This window comes from Phyllobacterium sp. CL33Tsu (genome assembly GCF_900113985.1).
Classification (GTDB): domain Bacteria; phylum Pseudomonadota; class Alphaproteobacteria; order Rhizobiales; family Rhizobiaceae; genus Phyllobacterium; species Phyllobacterium pellucidum.
Genome location: NZ_FORJ01000005.1, coordinates 236,323 through 261,205, shown reverse-complemented (window position 1 = coordinate 261,205; position 24,883 = coordinate 236,323). Strand labels below are relative to the sequence as shown.

Annotated in this window: 19 protein-coding genes; 16 read left to right on the top strand and 3 right to left on the bottom strand. The window is 58.8% G+C overall.

Translation table 11 applies throughout. The features are described from left to right. Nucleotide 1: 1 nt before the first annotated feature. Nucleotides 2–1,021, bottom strand: coding sequence for an ABC transporter substrate-binding protein (locus BM074_RS18185; protein ID WP_091923887.1), 1,020 nt, complete (start codon nt 1,019–1,021; stop codon nt 2–4). 118 nt (nt 1,022–1,139) lie between these two features. On the opposite strand from BM074_RS18185, the gene modA reads away from it, so the two are divergent. The 3 genes from modA to modC all read left to right on the top strand — a co-directional run bounded on the left by modA (nt 1,140) and on the right by modC (nt 3,769). Then, complete coding sequence (gene modA, locus BM074_RS18180) at nt 1,140–1,928, top strand: molybdate ABC transporter substrate-binding protein (protein WP_175499069.1); 789 nt, start codon at nt 1,140–1,142, stop codon at nt 1,926–1,928. A gap of 66 nt (nt 1,929–1,994) precedes the next feature. Beyond that, the gene (gene modB, locus BM074_RS18175; protein ID WP_091923883.1) at nt 1,995–2,696 is read left to right on the top strand and encodes a molybdate ABC transporter permease subunit; all 702 of its coding nucleotides are present in this window, start codon (nt 1,995–1,997) and stop codon (nt 2,694–2,696) included. Next, complete coding sequence (modC, locus tag BM074_RS18170) at nt 2,693–3,769, top strand: molybdenum ABC transporter ATP-binding protein (RefSeq protein WP_091923881.1); 1,077 nt, start codon at nt 2,693–2,695, stop codon at nt 3,767–3,769. Before modB ends, modC begins: the two co-directional genes overlap by 4 nt. Here modC and BM074_RS18165 read toward each other — a convergent pair. Next, nucleotides 3,763–4,146, bottom strand: coding sequence for a winged helix-turn-helix domain-containing protein (locus BM074_RS18165; RefSeq protein ID WP_091923879.1), 384 nt, complete (start codon nt 4,144–4,146; stop codon nt 3,763–3,765). The genes modC and BM074_RS18165 overlap by 7 nt on opposite strands. Before the next feature lie 184 nt (nt 4,147–4,330). On the opposite strand from BM074_RS18165, the gene BM074_RS18160 reads away from it, so the two are divergent. The 5 genes from BM074_RS18160 (at nt 4,331) to BM074_RS18140 (ending at nt 11,160) form a co-directional block, all read left to right on the top strand. Continuing rightward, nucleotides 4,331–5,419: a coiled-coil domain-containing protein gene (locus BM074_RS18160; RefSeq protein ID WP_027233473.1), complete on the top strand. Its 1,089-nt coding sequence runs from the start codon at nt 4,331–4,333 to the stop codon at nt 5,417–5,419. 3 nt (nt 5,420–5,422) lie between these two features. Next, on the top strand, nt 5,423–6,574 hold the full coding sequence (locus BM074_RS18155; RefSeq protein ID WP_091923878.1) for a hypothetical protein: 1,152 nt from the start codon (nt 5,423–5,425) through the stop codon (nt 6,572–6,574). A gap of 47 nt (nt 6,575–6,621) precedes the next feature. Further along, nucleotides 6,622–8,532, top strand: a complete 1,911-nt coding sequence (locus BM074_RS18150) for an AAA family ATPase (protein WP_091923876.1) — start codon at nt 6,622–6,624, stop codon at nt 8,530–8,532. Between the two features lie 76 nt (nt 8,533–8,608). Further along, nucleotides 8,609–9,892 (top strand): DUF6638 family protein, encoded by a 1,284-nt coding sequence (locus BM074_RS18145; protein ID WP_091923874.1) that lies wholly within the window; start codon nt 8,609–8,611, stop codon nt 9,890–9,892. Nucleotides 9,893–10,038: 146 nt separating this feature from the next. Next, nucleotides 10,039–11,160, top strand: a complete 1,122-nt coding sequence (locus tag BM074_RS18140) for a DUF2333 family protein (RefSeq protein WP_027233469.1) — start codon at nt 10,039–10,041, stop codon at nt 11,158–11,160. A gap of 329 nt (nt 11,161–11,489) precedes the next feature. On the opposite strand, the gene BM074_RS18135 is transcribed toward BM074_RS18140, so the two are convergent. After that, nucleotides 11,490–11,951, bottom strand: coding sequence for an Lrp/AsnC ligand binding domain-containing protein (locus BM074_RS18135; protein WP_027233468.1), 462 nt, complete (start codon nt 11,949–11,951; stop codon nt 11,490–11,492). A gap of 109 nt (nt 11,952–12,060) precedes the next feature. Between BM074_RS18135 and putA the strand changes: the two genes are divergently transcribed. The 8 genes from putA to BM074_RS18090 all read left to right on the top strand — a co-directional run bounded on the left by putA (nt 12,061) and on the right by BM074_RS18090 (nt 24,880). Beyond that, nucleotides 12,061–15,153 carry a bifunctional proline dehydrogenase/L-glutamate gamma-semialdehyde dehydrogenase PutA gene (putA, locus tag BM074_RS18130; protein WP_091924041.1) on the top strand — a complete coding sequence of 1,031 codons (3,093 nt, stop codon included), beginning with the start codon at nt 12,061–12,063 and terminating at the stop codon, nt 15,151–15,153. A gap of 99 nt (nt 15,154–15,252) precedes the next feature. Next, complete coding sequence (locus BM074_RS18125) at nt 15,253–16,932, top strand: formate--tetrahydrofolate ligase (protein WP_091923872.1); 1,680 nt, start codon at nt 15,253–15,255, stop codon at nt 16,930–16,932. Between the two features lie 231 nt (nt 16,933–17,163). Further along, a complete protein-coding gene (locus BM074_RS18120) occupies nt 17,164–19,347 on the top strand; it encodes an anthranilate synthase (RefSeq protein WP_091923871.1) in 2,184 nt (727 codons plus the stop codon). Nucleotides 19,348–19,378: 31 nt separating this feature from the next. Then, nucleotides 19,379–20,287, top strand: a complete 909-nt coding sequence (locus BM074_RS18115) for a cation diffusion facilitator family transporter (RefSeq protein WP_091923869.1) — start codon at nt 19,379–19,381, stop codon at nt 20,285–20,287. Between the two features lie 29 nt (nt 20,288–20,316). Continuing rightward, the gene (locus tag BM074_RS18110) at nt 20,317–20,898 is read left to right on the top strand and encodes an NUDIX domain-containing protein (RefSeq protein ID WP_091923867.1); all 582 of its coding nucleotides are present in this window, start codon (nt 20,317–20,319) and stop codon (nt 20,896–20,898) included. Nucleotides 20,899–21,182: 284 nt separating this feature from the next. Next, a complete protein-coding gene (locus BM074_RS18105; RefSeq protein ID WP_244532951.1) occupies nt 21,183–22,130 on the top strand; it encodes an alpha/beta hydrolase in 948 nt (315 codons plus the stop codon). A gap of 302 nt (nt 22,131–22,432) precedes the next feature. Continuing rightward, a complete protein-coding gene (gene leuA, locus BM074_RS18095) occupies nt 22,433–24,139 on the top strand; it encodes a 2-isopropylmalate synthase (RefSeq protein WP_091923863.1) in 1,707 nt (568 codons plus the stop codon). 126 nt (nt 24,140–24,265) lie between these two features. Then, nucleotides 24,266–24,880, top strand: a complete 615-nt coding sequence (locus tag BM074_RS18090; protein ID WP_091923861.1) for a hypothetical protein — start codon at nt 24,266–24,268, stop codon at nt 24,878–24,880. Nucleotides 24,881–24,883 lie beyond the last annotated feature (3 nt).

Genomic DNA, 24,883 nt, shown 5'->3' with positions numbered 1-24,883 from the left:
CCTAGGGCTTTTCCTGCAATAATCGGTCAAATTGCGCGTCGCTTAGATCGACCTGATAGAAGGTGTTGTAAAACGCTTTCGCTTCCCTGCGCAGGTCGGTCGGGAATACATCGGGATAGAGCATTTGTTCCAGCCAGATTATGCCCATCAGGCGGTTGACGCCGGGCGGCCCGTCGAACCAGCCGAAGGGCAGTGCCGGCTGGACGAAGACACGGCCGCTTTTCACTGCATTGATGCCGCTCCAGGCAGGGTCGGATCGCGCCATGGCAGCGAACTTCGGGTCGGCTGCAATGATGATGTCGGGATTCCATTTGACGACCTCTCCCCGCGTCACTTTCGTCAACCTGCCTTGCCCCTTTTCGGCCGCAACGTTGACGGCGCCGAGGGCGTCGAGCAACTCGAGATTGATCGAACGGGCGAGCCCGGTCTGCATTCCATCGGCGCCCCGCCCGTAATAGACCCGGGGACGGTGGTCGGCGGGAATCTTGGCGAGACCCTCATTAAGCTTGTCCAGCGTCATCCTGGCGTATCGCGCAAGTTCCGTGCCGCGTTCCGGCTCTCCGACGACCTTCCCCAACGTCTCGAAAATCTCGGGCGTCTTCGCGAGGCTTCCGTCGAGGAGTATATAGGGCACACCGGTCTCGTTCTGGATACGCGATGCGAGAACTGCATATTCCTCGCTGACATCGCCCACATCGATAATCAAATCCGGCTTGGCCTTCGTCACGATGTCGGCGCGGATCGCATTCCCTTTGCCGGTCAGCCGCCCCAGTTCTGGCAATTTCAGTGCATCGGGGAGAAGGAGCTTGCCCTCCGCGGACGAGGGGGCGTGCACCCAGCCTGCAAGCTTTTGCGGCGCCAGCACATATAGGAGAACCGAGGCGGGCGGGCCTGCCGCCATGATGCATTCGAAGCGGGCTGGAAGTTCGACGGTTCGACCAGCTGCGTCGGTGAAGGTTTCTGCCCGTGCCGCAAACGCGAAGCTCAGGAAAAGCAATGCCAAAAACGCTATCCGGTGCATGCGCCGATCCTCCGTTCACCGAGCAATATGTTTCAAGAAATATAACACTGGCTATATGATGCCCACCGATATATTCAGAAAAATATCTCGAACGCCTGAACTGGAGGGTTAAATGGGCATTCAACGTCGGCAATGGTTGAAATTGGCAGCGGCCGCATGTGCGGCGGCGTGGCTTGGCATGGCAGGGCCGGTTGCAACGGCACAGGCGCAGGAGAAGGTCACGGTATTTGCTGCGGCAAGCCTGAAGAACGCCCTTGACGATATCGCCGCCGCCTGGACGAAAGAGTCCGGCAAGGAAACGGCGATTTCCTATGCGGCTAGCTCGGCGCTCGCCAAGCAGATCGAATCCGGCGCGCCAGCCGATATCTTCGTTTCGGCCGATCTCGACTGGATGGATTATGTCGCCAAGAAGAACCTGATCAAGGCGGATACACGCAAGAATCTTCTGGGCAACCGCATCGTCCTCGTCGCTGGCAAGGACAAGGCGGAACCCGTTGAAATCAAGAAAGGCTTTGATCTTGCAAAGCTTCTTGGCGATGGCCGCCTTGCAATGGGGGCGGTCGATTCCGTCCCGGCCGGCAAATACGGCAAGGAGGCGCTTGAGTCGCTTGGCGTGTGGTCGTCGGTTGAAAAGAAGGTTGCCGGCGCCGAAAGCGTGCGTGCCGCGCTTCTGCTCGTATCGCGCGGCGAGGCGCCTTACGGCATCGTCTACCAGACCGATGCAGCTGCCGACAAGGAAGTGAAGATTGTCGGCACGTTCCCCGAGGACAGCCATAAGCCGATCATCTACCCGATCGCCCTCCTCGCTGAAAGCAAGAACCCGGATGCTGCGTCGCTGCTCGACTACATCAAATCGGACAAGGCAACGCCATTCTTTGAAAAGCAAGGATTTACCGTATTGAAATAACATCCTCGGACTATCCGGACCTTGCGTTCGGATAGTCCTGCAATTTGAACGGGCGAGGGGCATGCATTGGACTGGTTTGCATTAAGCAATGAAGAGTGGACTGCGGTCCACCTTACGCTGCGGATTGCTTCAGTTGCGATGCTTGCCAGCCTCATTCCCGGCATCTTCGTCGGCATCCTGCTCGCCCGCGGAAAATTCTGGGGCAAATCGATCCTGAACGGCCTCGTCCATCTGCCGCTCATCCTGCCGCCGGTCGTTACCGGCTTCATTCTCCTGATCTTGTTCGGCAGGCGTGGCCCGATCGGCGCATTCCTGGCCGAATACCTCGGCATCGTTCTTTCCTTTCGCTGGACTGGCGCCGCGCTTGCCTGCGGCGTGATGGGGTTTCCCTTGATGGTGCGCAGCATCCGCCTGTCAGTCGAGGCGGTTGACCGCCGCCTCGAGGATGCCGCGGCCACCCTCGGCGCAAGCCCGGCCTGGGTGTTCCTCACCGTAACGCTGCCGCTGATCCTGCCGGGAATTATTGCCGGCATGATCCTTTCCTTTGCCAAGGCGATGGGCGAGTTCGGCGCGACAATCACCTTCGTTTCCAATATCCCCGGTGAAACGCAGACGCTTTCCGCGGCGATCTATACGTTCACACAGGTGCCGGGCGGCGACGCCGCCGCATTCCGCCTGACGATGATCTCCGTCGTCATATCCATGGCCGCGCTGATGGCATCGGAATTCATGGCATATCTCGTCGGACGCCGGGTGGAATTCGAATGAGGCTGCAGTTTGAGGCGAAGCAACGGCTTGGCACCTTCGATCTCGACGTGGCGTTCGTTTCGGAAAGCGGCGTCACTGCCCTGTTCGGACGTTCGGGGTCAGGCAAGACCTCGGTGATCCGCATCATTGCGGGCCTGGCGCGTCCCACCGAGGGCAGGATCGTTTTCGATGGCGATGTTCTGCTCGATACGCAGCGCGGCATCTTCGTGCCGAAGCACAAGCGCCGCTTCGCGACGGTGTTCCAGGAAGGAAGGCTCTTTCCGCACTTATCGGTGCAGCAAAACCTCAATTACGGACGCTGGTTCAAGCCGAAGCAGGATCGAGCGGACAATCTTGCGAAGATCGTCGACCTCCTTGGCATTGGCGGACTTCTCGACCGTCGGCCCGGAAAGCTATCGGGCGGTGAAAAGCAGCGCGTCGCCATCGGCAGGGCGCTTTTGTCGTCGCCGCGCCTGCTCTTGATGGATGAGCCGCTTGCCGCGCTGGACGACACCCGCAAAGCCGAGATCCTGCCCTATCTCGAGGCGCTGCGTGACGAGATGAATATTCCGATCATCTATGTCAGCCATTCGGTCGCGGAAGTCGCGCGCCTTGCCGACAGGGTGATCCTGCTGAGCGAGGGCAAGGTCGCCATGGCGGGCGCCGCGACAGACGTTCTCAACGCAACCTCCGTCTCGGTAGCGGCCTCAAAGCGCGAAGCCGGCGCGGTGGTCGAAGGCAAGGTCGTGACGTACGACGCTGTTCACCGGCTTGCCACCATCGGGTTCAATTCTTCCCGCCTCTATGTTTCGGGCACGGAGATTGCCGAAGGCCGATCGGTCCGCGTTCATATCCTCGCCAAGGATGTCATGCTGTCGACCATGCGGCCGGAGCATCTGAGTGCGCTGAACATCATCGAGGGGACCGTCGAAGCGATCAGCCTCGACGCAGCCGGCTCCGCCGACATCCGCATCGAATGCGATGGTGCGCCGATTCTCGCGCGCATCACGCAGCTATCCTGCGAGAGATTGGGTTTGAAGCTGGGGCTTCCCGTCTTTGCCATCATAAAGACAGTGGCGCTGGAGCCCTACTGATCGTCCGGCGGCGTCGTCGTCTTGCTGCGGTTGGCGTCCAGCCAATCGATGTCCTCGGCAATTGCCGCAGCGATTTTCGCCTCCATGGCATGGAAATGCTTGAGGAGTTCTTCGCCGAAGGTGGTGACGACCGCGCCCCCACCTTGCTTGCCGCCTCGCTGCGAATCGACAACCGGGGCCGCGAACATTTTGTTCATTTCGCTGACCAGCAGCCAGGCCCGTCTGTAGGACATATCCATCGATCGGCCGGCAGCCGAGATCGAACCGGTGGCGGCAATGCGCTCAAGCAATTGCATCTTCCCGCGACCGAGCCGGTCCTTATTCGGAAAGTCGATGCGAAACACCGTTTTCAGCGTCGTTTTGGAAGTCGAACCCATGTGATTGCTACCGCGCCCATGCCGCTATGCCCGCCGTTCTATAGCAAGGCCCATGGCCAGAACACCAGTGTGATAGATTACTTGTGCGTCGTCGTACATTGGTAGGGTTTTATTCACAGTGTGGCGTGTCTATATTCGCTGCTCGAGGCGGAAATTATTATTGGGAAACAAAGGAAATAATCTAATGGCGAGTTTGCAGAATTTCGATGCTGAAATCGAAAAGACGCGGTCCATGGTCAACGACATGCGGACCAAGATCGACCAGTCGAGCGTCGTTCTCGACAAGTTCGCCAAGGCAGATGAAAAGATCGGCGCATCAGACTTCGATATCGAAAATGCCCGCATTGATGACGTGCTGCGGCAGCAGAAGGTGATGGAAGGCAATATTGCTGAACTCATCATCGGTCTTGAGGACGCCACCAACGTCTTCGGCTCCGAATTCGAGAGCATGAAGGGCTATTCCGGCTGGGAAAAATTCATCGGCGTCTTCTCTAAACAGAAGATGCAGCGCATGCGTTCCGACCGCGTCCGCAATATGTCGCTTGCTGGCAACCTGCAGGAGCTTCTTGCCAAGTCCGATCGCATCGTCGGTATCCTGAAGGAGCAGAAGGGCGTGCTCGACCAGCGCTACAAGACGTCGGAGACAAGCCTCGCCTCTGTCATCGAACGGCGCAAGACGACGATCGCCAATCTCGAAGCCACGCAGAAGCGAATCGAGGAACTGAACCCGCAACTGCTCGACATCGAAAACCGCATCGCCGCGTCAACGGATCAGGGCGCACGGGCCGCGCTCGAAGGCGAGCGCTCAAAGCTTGCGACCGAGTACAATGAGCGTCAGGCGAAGGAGCAGGAACTGCTCGCCGAAAGCCAGACCCTGGAGCGCTACACCTCAATGTTCCAGACCTTCGTCGATTCCCTCAACAATCAGATCGCCGCGCAAAGCACACTGATCAACAAGTTGTCGATCGATACCGAACAGCGCATCGTCCTTTACAAGGCCCTCGAAGACTCGTTGAAGACGGCGGCACAGCAGGACGTCGCCCACAAGATCAATACGCTCGGCAGCAAGGTCGACACGGCGGCCGAAGAGACGATGGCCGGTGTGGGGGCCGCTGCACAAAAGCACATTGGCGACCTTCTCGAAATGCATGAGAAGAACATGGTGAGTTCGCAGGATATACAGCGACGCAAGAAGCTCGCCGACGACGCATTCTCGCGCCGGTTCTCTGAAGTACTCAAGAAGCACAACACCGCTGACTACGTGAAGAGCTAGTCTATGGACGATAAAGCGGACATCGGGGCGGCCGAGCGCTATTTTGGCGCCATTCGCTCTGCGCTGGACGGGCTCGGCATATTCTTGAACCAGCAGGATTCCCCGCTCTACAAGCATGACCTGGTGGCCCAGACCGTCGCGCAATACCTGCAGCGGCTGAGCGCTTCGTTCGACTGCTGGCGCAACCGGCTCGGCTTTGCCGAACGGTTCCGCATATCGCGCGCAGATAGCGGATTTCCGGTGTTTCAGAACGTTCTTGAACTTGAGAATGACAAGAAGGACGCCAAGGCAAGGCTTGCGGCAATACCACCGGCCGAGGCGCTGCGAAGTGAAATGGCCGATTTCATTCTGCGCAGTCGCGACTTTCCCTACGACCTACAGCGTTCGATGGCGGAGCGCGTTTATCTTGAGACCGTCGAAAGGGGCGAAGTATTCTCACCCTTCCTTTTGCCGGAAACCATCCGTGTTTCCGTCAATCCGAAGACGATGCGACCGTTCTATGTCGTGCATTGGGGCGCCTTCGACGGTGCTTCAAACCTGCCGCTCGTCTATATGGCTGTGATCGAGGATTCCTCAGAGGATATGGTCGAGGCGCTGGTCGGAAAGGACGGCAAGCTCAATCCTGCTGTGAAAATTCCGCTTCCTGTCGGCGGCCTGCTTAATCCGGTCCTTGCGCGCCGCTTCGATGATTTCGCGGCCAGGAATTCCGCCTATTCGCTTTCGCCGGTGACGATTGCGACCAGCCTCGATCAGGACTTTCCCGAGCTTCACCCCAAGCAGTTGCGCCGTTTCGTGCTCGGCCCGTTTTATACGGCCGGTATTACCGAGCACAATCAGAAGGTTGCCGATGTGCTGGGCAGCGTGCGCCGCCCGGAAGACGCGTGGCTTCTCACCTGGACATTGCAGGAGGTATTTTCGGTCGCCGAGAAGCCGGGCAAACGAGGGCTCTGGTCGTCAGAGCCGGCGCGCGAGGAATTCCACATCAATACCGACGATCTGGAAGCCACGCGCCAGGGCGTCAGCCATTATGAACAGCATGCGCTGGTGCCGCACGAAGCATATCAGGCGCTTTACGCGTCTGGCGAAGCATCGCGCATCTTCACGGGGTTCCAGACGCATATCCTGTCCAACGGCCAGGTGATAAGCGGCATCTAGATGCCCGGATTTCGCCGGCAGGCGATGCCGCATTTGAGGAGACGGCCATGGATATCGGTCTGACGACCATCAGCGAACAGGACATTGCCCGACATCTGGCGGTGGCGCAGGCGATGGTGACGCGTTTTGTCTCTCTTGAGACTGGCGAGGGCAAAGCCGCCACCGAGATCGCCGGAACCGGCCGACGTTTCGTTCCTACCATTTCGACTGGCGGTCTGCGGAAGACGCGCGAAGTCGAATTGGCAAAGTCGATCCAGTCCGTTCGACCCGACGACCAGATGCTGTCGATCGCGCAGCATACATTGCTGTTTCGCGCCCGCCGGGGTGTCGCCGTCGCGCTTGCGGTTGCCGATATTTTCGGGCGTCAGAGCGACCTTGAGAGCCTTGGTGCCCGCAATGCGTCAGCACCGCTGCAGGGTGAGGATGCAAGCCACTTCAAGCGGCTTTTGTCGGCTGCGGCTTACGTTGCGGCTTTTACACTTGCGGCCTACCTTGCGCAGTTTGTCGAATCCGATGCGGAACCCGTCAGCGATATTGCCGAACCCGATTTCAATTTCGATACGGCGCAGGATGCGCTGAAATCGGTAATTGCCGGGCTCGACAGGACGATCTCCGGCGCCAGTGACGAACAGGCCATGCTCTCGCGAGCCAAGGCGTTCGCTGCGCAGTCGATCGAAGGGCTGCTGCGTCGCAAGGCGCGCTTCGATGGCCTGGGCAATTTCGAAAACACACATTTGCGGCTGGACAGCGATGATTTCACGCTGGACGGTTTCGACGTTGCGCCATCGAAGAAGCGCACGCCGCTGACGATGACTTTCAAGAAACCCGATGAAGTCGTCGGTAATCACATCGCCAAGTTCCAGGCCCTGAAACTGTCAAAAATGCTGATGGCCTATGATTTCGACCGGCAGCTCAATCCCTTTGTCGAGCTTGGCGGATTTCTCTTCACTTTCATCGGCGACGGCGCGCCGGGAACGGGCAAGACGACGCTCATCCAGATGATCGCCGGCCTCGTCAATGATTACTGCCAGGTCGCGGGCTATCCCTTCCATTATGAGAATTTCGGCGTCGACCAGATTTCGTCCTATCAGGGCAAGTCAGGGCAGAACTGCAAGCAGTTCGTCACCAATGTGCTCAACCCGCGCGCCATCGGCTTCGGGACGATCGATGATATCGACCAAGTGGCGGCAAAGCGCTCCGATGATCGCGCCTCGTCCGGCCAGCACGAAATCACCGGCGTTTTGATGGAGGCATTTTCCGGAGCCTCGACCGTTGTGCGCGGCAATTGCGCGTTCGGCATGTTTTCCAACTACCCGGAGAATGTCGACGATGCCCTGCGCCAGCGGGCAGGTGCCCGTTGGCTCGTGGACGGCCCACAATCCCGCGACGACTATATCGACATTTTTGCGCTGCTCGCCGGCAAGAATCATAAGATTCCGCTAGGCGACCACAAGCTTTTCGAGGCACAGCAGATCGAACGCGCTGTCGAGACCGCCTATGATCAACTTTCGGAGCCACAGGAGGACGGGCTTCGCTCTGTATATGACCGCTTCATTGCCGAAAACGGCGCGCCGGAGACGCTCGCCGATATCGGCACCTACCTCCATATGATCAAGGAGCGCGAACCGCGCTTTACCGGCCGCGCCATCAAGAATGTCACCGATGCCATCAAGATGCGGGCGATGGATGTCGAGTTACCTGACGAATGGTTCGAGAAGCCCGAAACCTTCATGCACAAGGGTTATGACGAGAAGAAAGCGATGATCGAGGAATTGCGTAAGCCGTTCACGATGGAAATGGTGCTGCAGGAAACCAACCGCTATGCGGATTCCGAGTTCCGCTACGCCGACAAGTCCGATGATGCTGCCGTGGAAAAAATGGTCCGCGACGCGAGGCTGCGCGAGCGAGCGGTGCGCGAAGTCGAGACCTTGAAGGCGAAAGGACAGTGGGATGTTTAGTCTCGCGTCGCTTTCAGGCAAAGCCGATCACCCCACTTGTGGGGAAGATGCCCGGCAGCGCAGGGGGGTATGATCGGTGGATCTGCTCTACGAAAACGAACTGATCTATGGCCGCCTACTTAACGTCGACCATCCGCATCTGATCGAACGCTACAATCGCGCGCTCGCAGCCTTTGGTTTTGCCGCAACGCAGCTCAGTGCCTTCAATATCGACCGCACCGGGTTCTCGCCGGAAATTGCCGCTGAACTGAAGGACCCGTCCTATCTCGATCCGAACGGCGTCAATCGCCGCTTCATCATCCTTACGCCGGCGCAGGCCGACCTTCCAGTCGTCCACACCCAGTTCTCCAACACATCGCAGTTGATGTATGAGTTCTTTTCGAACAATGCCCGCGCCATCAATGCGCTGACGATCAAGGACGTCATCTACGGGGAGATCGAAGACTCGGTGTCGGTGGTCAACGATATCGAGGATTTGCTTTCGATCAATCAGGTGGAATTCCGGGTGCTTTCGGCCGAAAATGTCATGGGCCAGGCAGCGGAACTGCGGCTGCTCGTCGACCGGCTGCAGAACGAGCCGGACGCATGGCGCGACGATGCCATGATCACGCGCATGGTATCGCTTGCCAAGGTCACTGGAGACATACGCGAGAACTCGCTCGTGCCCGACAAGGTGATCTTCCGCCACCGTGCCTATTGGACCAGCCATTTCGGCGGCACATATGTCTTCGTCGATGACAACACTACGACCGTCATCGGCGATCCCTCGGCACCCGGCTTTCGCCGTTCGCGCCCTTGGCAAGTGAACTATATCTCGATCCGGGACGCCGAAGCGGTTTTCCAGTTCCTCGCAACGACCTCACGGCTTGAATTACCGCGCGCATCCTGGATCGAACAGTCCGGATACCTGGAAAATCGCGGTGAGATGGTCATTCGCCATCTCATCCAGACGCTGGAACCCGACCGCGACTTGCGCAACATCGACCATATCTGGCTGCAGACATGGATCCACGCCAATGCCGCTTCAATCAATCATGACGGCACCTGGCCGTTCCTCAATGCCGCCAAGCGCGAGATCAGCCAGACCGGCCAGCTCAACATGGCGGAGATCGAGCCGAAGCGACGGTTCCTCGTCGTACGTGCCGCACCGCGCCACGCCGACGCCTGGCTCGTCAATCAGTTGATCAGCGATTTCGTCCCCTTTGATTTCCTCGCCCGCTATGTCTTCAACAAGCCCGGGTTCTATGCCGATTACCAGACGTGGAACCCGGCCTACCAGGAGCACGTCGTCGACATACTCAAGGCGAAGTATCTTAAGGACAAGGAAGGGTTGCGAAAGAAGATGTACGGGTTGTCGTAGTTTTATACATGAGACGATTACCCGTCTCATGGCAGCGGTGTTAATTCGCAACGCAACATTGTCCGCACCTTCAAAACCGCCTATGTGAGAAGCCTGAGGGGCTGGACAAACGGCTCTATGGACTTGAACAGTAACGAGGAAACAGGATGCTCGAGCCCGTGATCAATTTTTTCAGCCGTTTGTTTTATTATATCGGGCGTGGGATCGGTTTTCTGATCGGTCTGATCCTCTGGCCCTTCATCTGGATCGGCAAATGGTATGGTCAGCGCGGCCTCATTCTAAAGGCTGTGCTTGGCGTTCTGGTCCTGGTCTGGCTGGGGCTCTACGGCTATTTCTTCTACAACACGCAGGTCTGGACCAATTTCAATCCCGACTACGTCAATGTCTATGATTTCAAGAGCCGCAACGTCCCCGCGGGCGAGCCGATAGCGCAGGCGGCTGCAACCGGCGCAAAGACATGCGCACGTTCGGCAATCGTCGAAGTGACGGCCGATCTGACCGACTTCAACGTGAACCAGAATGGATGGATATCATCCATGCTGCTCTACAAGCTCGGCTTTTTCGGCAAGGATTGGGACGACACGCCCTTCATGGACAACAAGGCGTCGTTCCAGCGCGGCATCAACAATGCGGTGCGGCGTACCGCGGTCGAACTCGTCGATACGCTCGGCCGTATCCGCGGCACGTCGCAGATCGATGCAGATCTGCAGAAGGCACGCGGCAACCTGCAGTTTGCTGAAGATTCCTGGTATTTTGGCCTAAATCCGTTCGGTCCGAAGACGCCGACGCCGAGCTATTACCGCTCGGCCGTGCGCGACCTGCGCACGTTCAACGCCAAGCTTGAGAGTTGCAACGCCATCTTCGATGCCCGCGCCGACAATCTTATCCAGTTCATCGACCGCATCGCCAACGACATCGGCGGAACTTCCGCCATTCTCAAGGACAGGTCCGAAAACAATAATTACGGCTGGTTCGATTTCCGCGCCGACGACCGCTTCTGGTTCGCCTACGGGCAACTTTATGCCTATTACGGTCTCATGAACGCGGCGCAGGTCGACTTCAACCAGGTTCTGCAGGAAAAGCATCTGGCACCGCTTTGGGACGGCATGGACGGACAATTGCGATCGGCGCTCAACATCAAGCCGTGGATCATCGCCAATGGCAGCGAGGGCGGTTGGCTGTTGCCGAACCATCTGACGACGATGGGTTTCTACATCCTGCGGGTGCGCTCAAACCTTATCGACATAAAGCAGGTGCTGCAGCAGTAGTGGACTTGGCTTGGTAAATTGCTATATTTGATGCTGGAGTGAGGGCGAGCTTTCGCCCACCCTCTTTCCTGGTTAGTTGAATTGGATCACTTGCCAGCGATTCCGGATCCTTTTCACGAACAGGGTGATGCTAAACGGCAAACTCCGCATGAGCATACACCTCCAAGTTTGATGGCAAGGCTGTTGCCTCAGTCGGAAAAGCCTATCCTGTCCGATACGCCGCTGGCCCGGCGCGGGTGCTTCTGTCTTCAACGCTCAAGTCATGGCGCAAATCGTCCGCGTTCACCACGCATGCGCGGTTGTGCGTCGTAAGGTATGCGGTTGAGGGTTCAGACCGGCAAGGCCGACGATTCCTTCACCTCTTCCATAACGGCGTAGGTGTGCGTTTCGCGCACTCCAGGCAAGGAAAGAAGGGCATCGGACAGAAACCGCCGGTAGTGCTCCATGTCGGCGACGCGGGCCTTGATCAAATAATCGAAGCCGCCGGCGACCATATGGCACTCCATTACATCGGGGTTGCGGCGCGTGGCGGCGGCAAAGGTAGCAAATACGTCCGGCGTCGTGCGGTCGAGCTTGATTTCGACAAAGACCAGCATTGCGCGGTCGAGTTTTTTGGGCGACAATTTTGCCGTATAGCCAAGGATATAGCCATCGCGAGTCAGGCGCTTTACCCGTTCGGTTGTGGCCGTTTGCGAAAGGCTGATACGCTCGGAAAGCTCGGTGTTGGAAAGGCGGCCGTCCTTCTGCAACTCGCGCAAGATCCTGCGATCCAGGCTATCCAGATTCTTCATCACTAAATTATACCTCGTTTTTGGTCTTTTTCATCAAATATGCGTCACTCATTGGTGAGAATGACCAAGTAGAATAGATTATATGGGAAAAATCAATAAGGGGACCATGATGACCGTTCAAATGCCCACAACCGATGATTTTTCCGCGCCCTACGCGGTCGACGACCAGGAACTCGTCGCCAGCCTTCTGAAGACGATTGCGCTGCCGGAGGATGTTAACCGGCGTATCGACGCACGCGCCAGCAGGTATATCGCCACTATCCGCAAGGAAGCGCGCGGCATTGGCGGGGTCGAGGATTTCCTGCGCGAATACGGCCTGTCGACCCGCGAGGGGCTGGCATTGATGGTTCTCGCCGAAGCGCTGCTAAGGGTCCCCGACGCGGCGACGCAAGACAAGCTGATTGAAGACAAGCTCAAGCAGGGCCATTGGTCCGAACACGAGCCGAGCGGCGATACCTGGTTTGTCTCGGCTTCCGCCTGGGCGCTGGGTCTCTCCGCCAAGGTCATCAAGCCGGGCGAGACGCCGGAAGGCGTCATCTCATCGCTGGTCAAGCGCATAGGCCTGCCGACTGTTCGTACCGCAACGAAGCAAGCGATGCGCTATCTCGGCCACCATTTCGTTCTCGGCGAGACAATCAAGGATGCCCTCAAACGCGCCAGCACCAACGAGGCGAAGGGCTACCGCCACTCGTTCGACATGCTGGGCGAAGGCGCGCGCACCCGGAAAGACGCACGCGGCTATTTCAAGTCATATACCGATGCGATCGACGCCATCGGCCGCGCGACCGGCAACAAGAAGCTTCCCGACCGCATGGGAATCTCGGTCAAGCTTTCCGCGCTGCACCCGCGCTACCTCGCCACACATCACGACCAGGTCATGGCCGAACTCGTGCCTGACCTGCTGGCGCTGGCGCAAAAGGCGAAGTCCTACGATCTGAATTTCACTGTCGACGCCGAAGAAGCTGACCGGCTCGAACTTTCGCTTGATGTGATCGACCGGGTTTTCGGGGATCCCTCTCTCGCAGGCTGGGACGGATTCGGGCTCGCCATCCAGGCCTACCAGAAGCGGGCGCTCGACGTTATCGAGCATGTAGATCGCCTCGCGGCCCGGCACGGCCGCAAGATGATGGTGCGCCTGGTCAAGGGCGCCTATTGGGATACGGAGGTGAAGCGTGCGCAGGAACGCGGGCTCGCCGACTACCCTGTGTTTACGCGCAAGCCGGCGACAGATGCGTCTTATCTTGCCTGCGCCAAGCGGATGCTGGCCGCGCGACCGCGGCTCTTCCCGCAATTTGCTACCCATAATGCACTGACGGTCGCGATGATTCTGGAAATGGCCGGTGACGACAAGACCGGTTTCGAGTTCCAGCGCCTGCACGGAATGGGTGAAAGCCTTTACAAGCAGATAACCGAAAAGGGCGACAAGATCGCCTGCCGGATCTACGCGCCGGTTGGTGGCTATCGCGATCTCCTTGCCTATCTTGTGCGCCGGCTCCTCGAGAATGGTGCCAACTCTTCCTTCGTTTCGGTCGTGGGCGACAATGACATTCCGATTGCCGATCTCCTCGTCCGTCCGGCCGAAAAGCTGAATGACGGCAAGGGCTACCGGCATCCCAACATTCCGTTGCCGCCGAAAATCTATGGTAAGCGGGCCAATTCGGCCGGTGTCGAACTTGGCGTGCGCACGGAACTTGCAGCGCTTCTCGGCGGGATCGCCAAGGCGTCGCGCTCTGTCAACGCCGTTCCGCTGATCGATGGGTTGAAGCCTTCGGGCAAGCCGCAGGATGTGATCTCGCCCGTCAACGGCGCGAAGGTCGGCTCGGTCGTGTTTGCCACCGCAGAAGAGGCTGGAAAAGCTGTTACGATTGCGCGCAAGGGTTTTTCGGCATGGTCGCGGGTTGCTGTCGATGCACGCGCGAAGATGCTGGAGCGGGCCGGCGACCTGCTTGAGGACAACCGGGATCACCTGCTCGATCTGCTTTCGCGCGAGGCAGGCAAGACGATCGATGACGGCATTGCCGAAATTCGCGAGGCAGTGGATTTCTGCCGCTACTATGCCGCCGAGGCGCGCCGGCAATTCGGTGCCGACAAGGTCATGCCGGGACCGACGGGCGAAGACAACAAGCTTCGTCATCGCGGCCGGGGCGCGTTCGTGTGCATCAGCCCGTGGAATTTCCCGCTGGCGATCTTCCTCGGCCAGGTAACCGCAGCGCTGGCTGCGGGCAATAGTGTCATTGCCAAGCCTGCCGAGCAGACGCCGCTGATCGCCTATGTGGCTGTTCGCATTCTGCACGAAGCCGGCATGCCAAAGGACGCCGTGCTCTATGTCCCGGGCGATGGCTCGGTCGGCGCGGCCATGACCTCGCACGCCGAGATTGCCGGCGTTGCGTTTACGGGTTCGACCGACACAGCCTGGGCAATCAACCGCGCCCTTGCTGCGAAGAAGGGACCGATCGTTCCGCTCATCGCCGAGACCGGCGGGCTCAATGCCATGATCGTCGACGCCACGGCCCTGTCGGAGCAGGTCACGGACGATGTGGTGATGTCGGCTTTCCGGTCGGCCGGCCAGCGGTGTTCGGCACTGCGCATCCTCTATCTCCAGGAGGACATCGCCGACAATATGCTCGAGATGATCGAGGGTGCAGCCAAGGAGCTTACCGTTGGCGATCCGTCTTTGCCTTCGACGGATATCGGGCCGATTATCGATGACGACCAGCGCAAGATGCTGCGCGATCACATAGCGGCCATGCGCAAGAGCCAGAAGGTGCATTATGCCGGCGACGCCCCGAATGACGGGCTGTTCTTTGCGCCGCATATTGTCGAGCTCGATCGGCCGGAAGTGCTGGAGCGAGAGGTTTTCGGACCTGTGCTCCACGTCGTGCGCTGGAAGGCCAAGGACCTCGACAGGGTGCTCGACCAGATTGCGTCGACCGGCTATGGCCTGACCTTCGGCTTGCACACCCGCATCGAGTCCACCGTGAACAAGGTCGTGGATCGGCTCGACGTCGGCAACGTCTACGTGAATCGCAACACGATCGGCGCCGTCGTCGGTACGCAGCCTTTCGGCGGGTCGGGTCTCTCCGGTACCGGGCCAAAGGCTGGCGGGCCCGCCTATCTCGCACGTTTTGCGCTTGAGCAGGTCGTTTCCGTCAATACTGCCGCGGCCGGCGGCAATGCCAGCCTGATCGCCATGGGCGAATAGGCAGCGGCAAAATCGATGCCAATGGGGATAGTACGATCGGACTATCCCCATTTTCTTCCCGGAATGCTATTTGATGAATAGCAATATGGGGGGAATGCGATGACTGTCATCAAATCCGATATTGAGATTGCCCGTCACGCGGCAAAAAAGCCGGTCGTGGAAATCGGTGCGAAGATCGGCATTCCACCCGAGCACCTCGCTCCCTACGGCTATGACAAGGCCAAGCTTTCAGCAGAATTCATTCGCTCCAAGCGGGGGGACAGGAATGGCAAGCTCATTCTTGTAACGGCCGTCAGTCCGACACCCGCAGGCGAGGGCAAGACCACGACGACAGTCGGGCTCGGCGACGGGTTGAACCGCGTCGGCAAGAAGGCGATCGTCTGTATCCGCGAAGCGTCGCTCGGCCCTTGTTTTGGCACCAAGGGAGGTGCGGCAGGCGGCGGCTATGCGCAGGTCATTCCAATGGAAGACATAAACCTGCACTTTACCGGCGATTTCCATGCGATCACCGCTGCGCATAACCTCCTCGCGGCAATGATCGATAATCATGTCTATTGGGGCAACGAGCTTAATCTCGATACGCGCCGCATCACCTGGCGTCGGGTGATGGACATGAACGACCGCGCCCTGCGCGACATTGCGACATCGCTCGGCGGTGTCGCCAACGGGTTTCCGCGCGAGTCCGGCTTCGATATCACGGTCGCCTCGGAGGTCATGGCCATTCTCTGCCTCGCCACCGACCTTGCTGATCTCGAACAGCGCCTCGGCGAGATCATCATCGGCTATCGCTTCAACAAGACGCCGGTCTATGCGCGCGACCTTCAGGCGGACAAGGCCATGGCCGTGCTTCTGAAAGATGCGATGCAGCCAAACCTCGTGCAAACGCTGGAGAACAACCCCGCTTTCGTGCACGGCGGCCCCTTTGCCAATATCGCCCATGGTTGCAACTCGGTCGTCGCGACGACGACGGCTTTGAAGCTTGCCGATTATGTGGTGACCGAAGCGGGTTTTGGTGCCGATCTCGGGGCCGAGAAATTCTTTGATATCAAGTGCCGCAAGGCCGGCTTGAAACCTGCTGCCGCCGTCATTGTCGCAACCGTCCGGGCGATGAAAATGCATGGCGGCATTGCCCGCGAGGATCTCGGCCGGGAAAACATCGCAGCCGTAAAGGCTGGGTGTGCCAATCTCGGCCGTCATATGGAGAATGTCAGGCAATTCGGGGTGCCCGTCGTTGTCGCCATCAATCATTTCACCGCCGATACGCAAGGCGAGATCGATGCACTGAAGGCCTTCGTCGCCGCCCACGGCGCTGAAGCCGTGCTTTGCCGCCACTGGGCCGAAGGCTCGGCCGGCATCGAGGAACTCGCGCACAAGGTCGTCGCACTTGCAGAAAGCGGATCGGCGCAGTTCTCGCCGCTCTACGAGGATGAACTCCCGCTGTTCGACAAGATCGAAACCATTGTCAAACGCATTTACCGGGGTGCCGAGGCCGATGCCGATTCGAGCGTGCGCGACCAACTCCGGCAATGGGAAGATGCGGGCTATGGCAATCTGCCGGTGTGCATGGCCAAGACCCAATACTCCTTTTCAACCAATCCGCATCTCAGGGGCGCGCCGGTCAATCACGTTGTGCATGTGCGCGAGGTCCGCCTTGCTGCCGGCGCCGGCTTCGTCGTCGCCATCTGCGGTGAGATCATGACCATGCCGGGATTGCCGAAATCGCCCTCCGCGGAACGTATCCATCTCAATGAAGACGGGTTGATCGAGGGGCTCTTCTGATAATCCGCGAAGGCCCTCGCGTTTTTGCAGTTGCAAGCAGCCTCGGCTGCCGCTAACAATCAGCGCATGAATACGCACGTTAACAACACTGGTTGGTGGTGGCTCCGCTCTTAGCGGCCGCACAGCCTTTTGCATGCGTAAAGGGAACAGGGCCGCAACGGGTTTTCCGGGCGGCCTTTTTGTTTATCGCCAGAAGCCCCCAAGGCCAAATGCAACGAGACGGAGAACAAGATGCATAGAATTGAGGGCGACGTCGAAATCTTCGACACCAAAGGCGGCATAACAATTTCGCGCCAGCGCATCGGCACGGCCTACGCCAGCGCCATCGACAGGTACGTGGATGCCCTGGACGAGCGCCGCGGCGCGGTCTTTTCGTCCAATTACGAGTATCCCGGGCGCTATACACGTTGGGATACGGCGATCGTCGATCCGCCCGTTGTCATCACCTCGAATGGCCGGCATATGACTATCGAGGCGCTGAACAAGCGCGGCGAAGTCCTTCTCGTTGCCATCGGCAAGACCGTCGCGGCACTGGACGAAGTATCGGTCGCTGCCACGAGTGCCACAAAGATAGAGCTTGAGATAGCGCTGCCGACCCGTCACTTCACGGAGGAAGAGCGCTCGCGCATTCCGTCAGTCTTTACGGTGCTGCGTGCCATCGTCGGCCTCTTCTTTACCGAGGACGACGCAAGCCTCGGACTTTACGGCGCTTTCGGCTATGATCTCGCCTTCCAGTTCGATCCGGTCCAGTACAAGCTGAAACGGCCAGACGACCAGCGCGACATCGTGCTTTATCTTCCGGACGAGATTCTGGTCGTCGACCACCATGCGGCCAAGGCATGGCTCGACCGTTACGACTACACCTTTGACGGACTTTCGACCGAAGGCTTGCCCCGCGAAACCGAGTCAAGGCCGTTCAAGCCAACCGCCACGATACCGGGCCGGGGCGATCACAATCCGGGCGACTATGCCGAACTCGTAAAAAAGGCCAAGGAGAGCTTCAAGCGCGGCGACCTCTTCGAGGTAGTGCCGGGCCAGACATTCTATGAACGCTGCGAAACCTCGCCGTCGGTCATTTCGCGGCGTCTGAAGGCCATCAACCCGTCGCCCTATTCGTTCTATATCAACCTCGGCGACAACGAGTATCTGGTCGGTGCTTCGCCCGAAATGTTCGTGCGCGTCGTTGGTCGCCGCATCGAGACCTGCCCGATATCGGGTACGATAAAGCGCGGCGAGGATGCGATTGCCGATTCCGAGCAGATCATCAAGTTGCTCAACTCGAAGAAGGACGAGTCCGAGCTGACCATGTGTTCGGACGTCGACCGGAACGACAAGAGCCGCGTGTGCGAGCCGGGGTCGGTCCGCGTCATCGGCCGTCGCCAGATCGAGATGTATTCCCGCCTCATTCATACGGTCGACCACATCGAGGGTCGTCTGCGCGAGGATATGGATGCGTTCGACGGGTTCCTCTCGCATGCCTGGGCGGTAACTGTTACCGGAGCGCCAAAACTCTGGGCAATGCGCTTTATCGAAGAAAACGAGCGCAGCCCGCGCGCGTGGTATGGCGGGGCCATCGGCATGGTGAGCTTCAACGGCGATATGAATACGGGGCTGACGCTGCGCACCATTCGCATCAAGGATGGCATTGCGCAGGTTCGCGCCGGCGCAACCCTGCTTTTCGATTCCATTCCCGAGGAAGAGGAGGCCGAGACCGAACTCAAGGCCTCGGCGATGATCGCTGCGGTGCGGGATGCGCACAAGACCAACATTCTTGCCGAGGAGCGCGCCGTGGCGCGCGTGGGCGAGGGCCTGCAGATCCTGCTCGTCGATCACGAGGATTCCTTCGTGCACACATTGGCGAATTATTTCCGCCAGACCGGGGCAACCGTGACCACGGTTCGAACGCCGGTTCCGGATGAGATTTTCGACCGGATCAAGCCTGATCTCGTCGTGCTCTCGCCGGGACCGGGCACGCCGGAGGATTTCGACTGCAAGGCGACGATCAAGAAGGCGCGCAAACGTGAGCTGCCGATTTTCGGCGTCTGCCTAGGCCTTCAGGCGTTGGCAGAAGCCTATGGCGGTACGTTGCGACAGTTGCACGTGCCGATGCATGGCAAGCCCTCGCGCATTCGCATTACCAAGCCGGGCAAGGTGTTCTCGGGCCTTCCGAAGGAAGTGACGGTCGGCCGTTATCATTCGATCTTTGCCGATCCGGTCCGGCTTCCGGACGAATTCGTCGTCACGGCGGAAACGGAGGATGGTGTTATCATGGCGTTCGAGCACAAGAGCGAACCCATTGCAGCGGTGCAATTCCATCCCGAATCCATCATGACACTCGGCCACAATGCTGGTATGCGCATGATCGAGAATGTCGTGGCGCATCTGCCGCGACGCGCCAAGGAACGCGTTGCCTGATACGGGCAGCGAAGTAACGAGCAGCTTGAGCATGAGCCAAGAAACTACAGTTCAGCGACTGGCGTTCTGGTCGATCATCATCGGCTGCACTGTGCTGGCGTTGAAGTACGTCGCTTACCACGTGACCGGCTCTGTCGCGCTTTATTCCGATGCGCTCGAATCGATCGTAAACGTCGTTGCGGCCCTGGCGGCCTGGTGGGCGATCCGCGTCAGCCATATCCCTGCCGACCGGAATCACCCTTACGGTCATCACAAGGCCGAGTATTTCTCGGCTGTGCTCGAAGGCGCGCTGATCATCGTGGCTGCACTTTTGATCCTGCGCGAGGTCTGGTTCGCATGGCAGACGCCGAAGACGCTCGACCAGCCGTGGCTCGGTCTTGCCATCAACGGCGGTGCGTCTGCCATCAACGCCATCTGGGCGACCGTTCTCATCAATCGCGGACGTATCGCGAAGTCGCCGGCGCTCCTTGCCGATGGCAAACATCTGATGACTGACGTCGTGACCTCGGTCGGTGTATTCGCTGGCCTGGTGGGTGCAGTTCTCACCGGCTGGACGATCCTCGACCCGCTCCTTGCCGTGATCGTCGCGGTCAATATCCTGTTTCAGGGCTGGAATGTCATCGGCAATTCGGTGCAGGGGCTCATGGATATGGGTGTCGCGACTGAAGAGACGATCCAGATCCGCGACGTCATTTCTTCCAATGCCGGCGGCGCACTCGAAGTTCACGACCTGAAGACCCGCGTTGCCGGCCGGGTAACGTTCATCGAGTTTCATCTCGTGGTCGATGCCAAGATGAGCGTCGGCGACGCCCACGTGATCTGCGACCGGATCGAGAATGCCCTTATGGAACAGATCCCCGAGGCCAGCGTCGTCATTCATGTTGAACCCGAGGACGAAGCCAAGCTGCCAATTGGAACGGCCGCCGTTCCCTTTGCCTGATATGTCCATCCCTTTGCAGGAGCGTTTCGATGAACGACAGTCCCGTGCGCATGAAGTCGGTCGAACTCCTTTCCGATAACTGGGGCACACTGAAAAAATATACCTACGACATGGCCCGGCGCGACGGCCGTATCGAAGAGCACAAGCGCGAAGTCTATGATCGCGGCAATGGCGCGGTGGTGTTGCCCTATGATCCATCGCGTGGGACGGTGCTGCTCACCCGGCAGTTTCGCCTGCCAGCCTATGTGACGGGACACGATCCGATGCTGATTGAAGCCTGCGCCGGACTTCTCGACGACAATGATGCCGAAACGACCGCGCGCAAGGAAACCGAAGAGGAACTCGGCTATCGCCTGCGCGACATCGAGCGTGTCTTCGACGTGTTCATGAGCCCGGGCAGCGTTACCGAGCGGCTGGTCTTCTTCGTCGCCGTCTACGACGCTTCGGACCGCATCTCCGATGGCGGCGGGCACGAGGGCGAAGGGGAGGACATCGAAGTTCTGGAGATGACCCTCGACGATGCGCTTGCCCGGGTGGAGCGTCATGAGATCGTCGATGCCAAGACCGTCATGCTGCTCCAGCATGTCAAGCTCAAGGATTTGATCGGCTAAATTGCCGGAAATCGATGCACGACCGCAACAAAATGTAACGGACTGTTTCAGTTCGTCATGATTTCGTTACAATTATGTTGACATAGAGCAGGTGCTTGGGCGAGTGATTGCCCAGCAATGCGAATTCATCTTGACGCGACGCAGGGGGCGTACGTCAGGGGACATAAATTGGCGGGACGCATCATTCCAGTTTCTGAATCGAGCGCCAATAGGCATGGCAGCGCCCAGCGGACGACCGCGGCTGTTTACAATCTTGGTTAACCTTTAACTTTTAGGATTAACTTATGGGTAAACCGTATCTCTACGCACTTATCGCAGGCCTTTCACTTGCTGCTGCGGCCCAATCGGCGCACGCAATCGGGATAGCGGATTGTGAGAAACCGCAATCCGGCAAGGCCGAGGTGCGTTCGAACGCGGTTGATCCGACGCCTGACATCGATAAGAATACCGCTGCCGATGCCTGCTCGCAAAAAGGCAAGGCCATGCCAGCGATGCAGATCAAGGCGACGCCGGTCAATACGCTCACAACAGGTGGGGCCACGATCTTGAACAAGGCGATCAAGGGTGAAATCATTCCGCAAAGCGACGGCATGCTTCATGCCGATCTTCCATTCAAATACCGCATCTATCGCCCCGACGCGCCGAACGGCGATACGCTTGTGCTTCTCCATGGTTCTGGGCAGGATGAAACGAGCCTCGTTTCCTTCGGCGCCAAGATCGCGCCCAATGCTTTGCTCCTCGCCGTGCGCGGGCGTGTGGTGCAGGACGGTTCCAACCGATGGTATCGCCGTCTCACCCCGATCAGCTTCGACCAGAAGGATATCCGCTCCGAGGCGAAGGCCTTTGCCGATTTCTTCAAGCAGGCCGCGCTGCAATACAGGATCGATCCGAAGCGCACGACCTTCCTCGGCTATTCCAACGGCGCGAACCTCGTCAACGCGGTGATGATGCTTTATCCGGACCTCGTCAAACAGGCCGTGCTGTTACGCTCGATGCCGGTTCTGACTGGATCGACCGAGGCGAACCTTGCCAACGCCCGTGTCCTGACGGTTTCGGGCGCCACGGACCAGCTTTATGCGCCTTATGCGCCGGCGCTCGAAGACATGCTGCGCTCGCACGGCGCCCGCGTCGAAGCCCGTTCGATCAAGTCTGATCATGGCCTCGGCAAGGAAGACGTCAAGGTCGTCAGCGAATGGCTGTCCGGCATGACGGCCCAGCTCAAAAAGAACTGATCCGCTCGAAACTCATCCTTGCATCTGGCCAGACAGTCGTTTATTTGTCTGGCCCATGAGAACGCGCCCGACCCACAAGTCCTTCGCCTTGTCCGCTTTTGCAGGCTTGACGAATCGCGCCTTCCTCCTTCCGCTTCTCCTCGACCTTATCGGCGACCGCCGGGCTCGTTGAGAGGAGCGTCCGGCGGTCGAAAGTGCCGCCAGGCTTCTGCTCCTTACCCTTTACAAGTCCGATGTAACGCTTAAAAAAGTGCCGAGATCGCTTGAAACTGTCGCGTATCCGGCCGGAAACGAGAAGCACAATGACCGATATTATCGCTCCGAGGAAACCGACCGCCGGCATGCCCAATGCCGGCAACAAGTACGAACCCTATCCGTTCGTTGAACTCACCAACAGGCAGTGGCCGTCGAAACGTATTGAAAAGGCGCCGATCTGGTGCTCTGTCGATCTGCGCGACGGCAACCAGGCGCTGGTCGACCCCATGGGCCATGACCGCAAGGTGCGTATGTTCGCGCTGTTGCTCGACATGGGCTTCAAGGAAATCGAAATCGGGTTCCCCTCCGCGTCCCAGACCGACTTTGATTTTGCCCGCTGGTGTGTCGAGGAGGGCAATGCTTCCGACGATGTATCGCTGCAGGTGCTGGTCCAGTGCCGCCCCGAACTCATAACGCGTACGTTTGAATCCCTGGAAGGCGCGCACAGGCCGATCGTCCATTTCTACAATTCGACCAGCGAATTGCAGCGCCGCGTCGTCTTCAACAAGGATGTCCACGGCATCAAGTCGATCGCGACCGATGCTGCCAAGATGATCACCGACATGGCTGCCAAAGCCGGTGGCGGCTACCGTTTTGAATATTCGCCGGAGAGCTTCACCGGGACCGAACTCGATGTCGCACTGGAAATATGCAATGCGGTGACCGAGATCGTCAGGCCGACGCCGGATAACAAACTCATCATCAACCTGCCTTCGACGGTGGAAATGTCGACGCCGAACATCTATGCCGACCGGATCGAATGGATGTGCCGCCAGCTCGACAATCGCGAGAACCTGATCATTTCACTGCATCCGCATAATGATCGCGGTACGGGCATTGCTGCTACGGAACTCGGCCTGATGGCTGGCGCTGACCGCGTCGAAGGTACGCTCTTCGGCAATGGCGAGCGCACGGGCAATGTCGACATCGTCACGCTGGCCTTGAACATGTTCACGCAAGGCGTCGACCCGGAGATCGACTGCTCGGACATCAACCGCATGAAGGAAGTCTACGAATATTCCAACCAGCTCGTCATTCCCGAGCGTCATCCCTATGTCGGCGAACTGGTCTACACGGCTTTCTCCGGATCGCATCAGGACGCGATCAACAAGGGCATGAAGGCGATCAAGCAGGCGAACAAGACCCTGTGGGAGGTGCCTTACCTGCCGATCGATCCGCAGGATGTGGGCCGCAGCTATGAGGCGATCATCCGCATCAATTCCCAGTCGGGCAAGGGTGGCATCGCCTATATCCTCCAGGCCGATTACGGCCTCAATCTGCCGCGCGGCATGCAGGTGGAGTTCCGCGAGGACATCCAGCACATCACCGACGAGGAAGGCAAGGAAATGCCTTCGAAGCGGATCTACGACCGCTTCCAGGAACTCTATGTCGAGCAGCCGGACGCGCGTTTGAAGTTTGTCGACCACCACACCTATCCCGATACGGAGCGCAAGGGCATGCGTATCCTTTCCGCCGAAATCACGGATCGCGGCGAAACGAAACGGATCGAGGGGCGTGGAACGGGGCCGGTGGATGGCTTTATCGATGCTCTGTCCCACTATCTAGGGATCAAGCTGTCGGTGGTGAATTATTCCGAACATTCGCTGCAGCACGGCTCCGACGCAGCCGCCATCAGCTACATGGAAATCGAATATCCGGGCGGCAAGCTCTTCGGCGCGGGGATCAACAAGAACATCGTGACGGCATCCCTCGAAGGGATCATTTCCGCCGCCAACCGCATCATCGGCAAATGAATGGAAGGGCCCTCGGGCCCTTCACCCATTTCTGGGCACGCGATGCGGCAAGGGTACGTTTTTGATGCAATTGCCGCGACTTGTCGTTAAGGATTGGTAAAATCGCCTCCTTGCCGGAAAACGCCGATGAATGAAATGCGCGAGAAGAGAACGCCCGACGAACGCCGGCTCGCCGAAGCAATTCGGGGTGTTCAGATTGCGGCCGCTGATCGCGGCGATGTCGTCGTCGACATGAAGGAAGCCGATCTGGCGCGCATCGAAATCCTTGCTGAGGATCTAAAGCCGGTCTTCGCTGATGTGCCTGCCGACGATCCGCAGTGGGACTTTGCCATTTCCAGGGGAGTGCAGCCGCGTCTCTGGATCGACGCTACCGCCCATGTGATGATGGCGCGCGATCGGCGCACCTATCGTTTCGTGCGCGATACGCGCCTTGGCCGGATCGTTCTTGCGGAATCACCCGAAGTGAAGCCCGTCTCCGAAGCGGTCACGACCTATATCGCCGAGCGTATCGTCGAGCGGCAGCGCCTGATGGAGGGCGAGCGGGTTTCCCTGCGGCCGGAACCTAGTATCGACCCCGGAAATGCAATCGCGCGACCAGCTGAGATTACGGCTGCCGCCGCGCCGAGGACTGCCGGGTTGACCGTTTTCTTGATCGCGATTGTCTGCCTTGCTATAGGCGCGACAATCGGCGCAAGCGGCATGCTTGCCCACCTCTGGAGCATCATCAAGCCAACTTACTGAGCC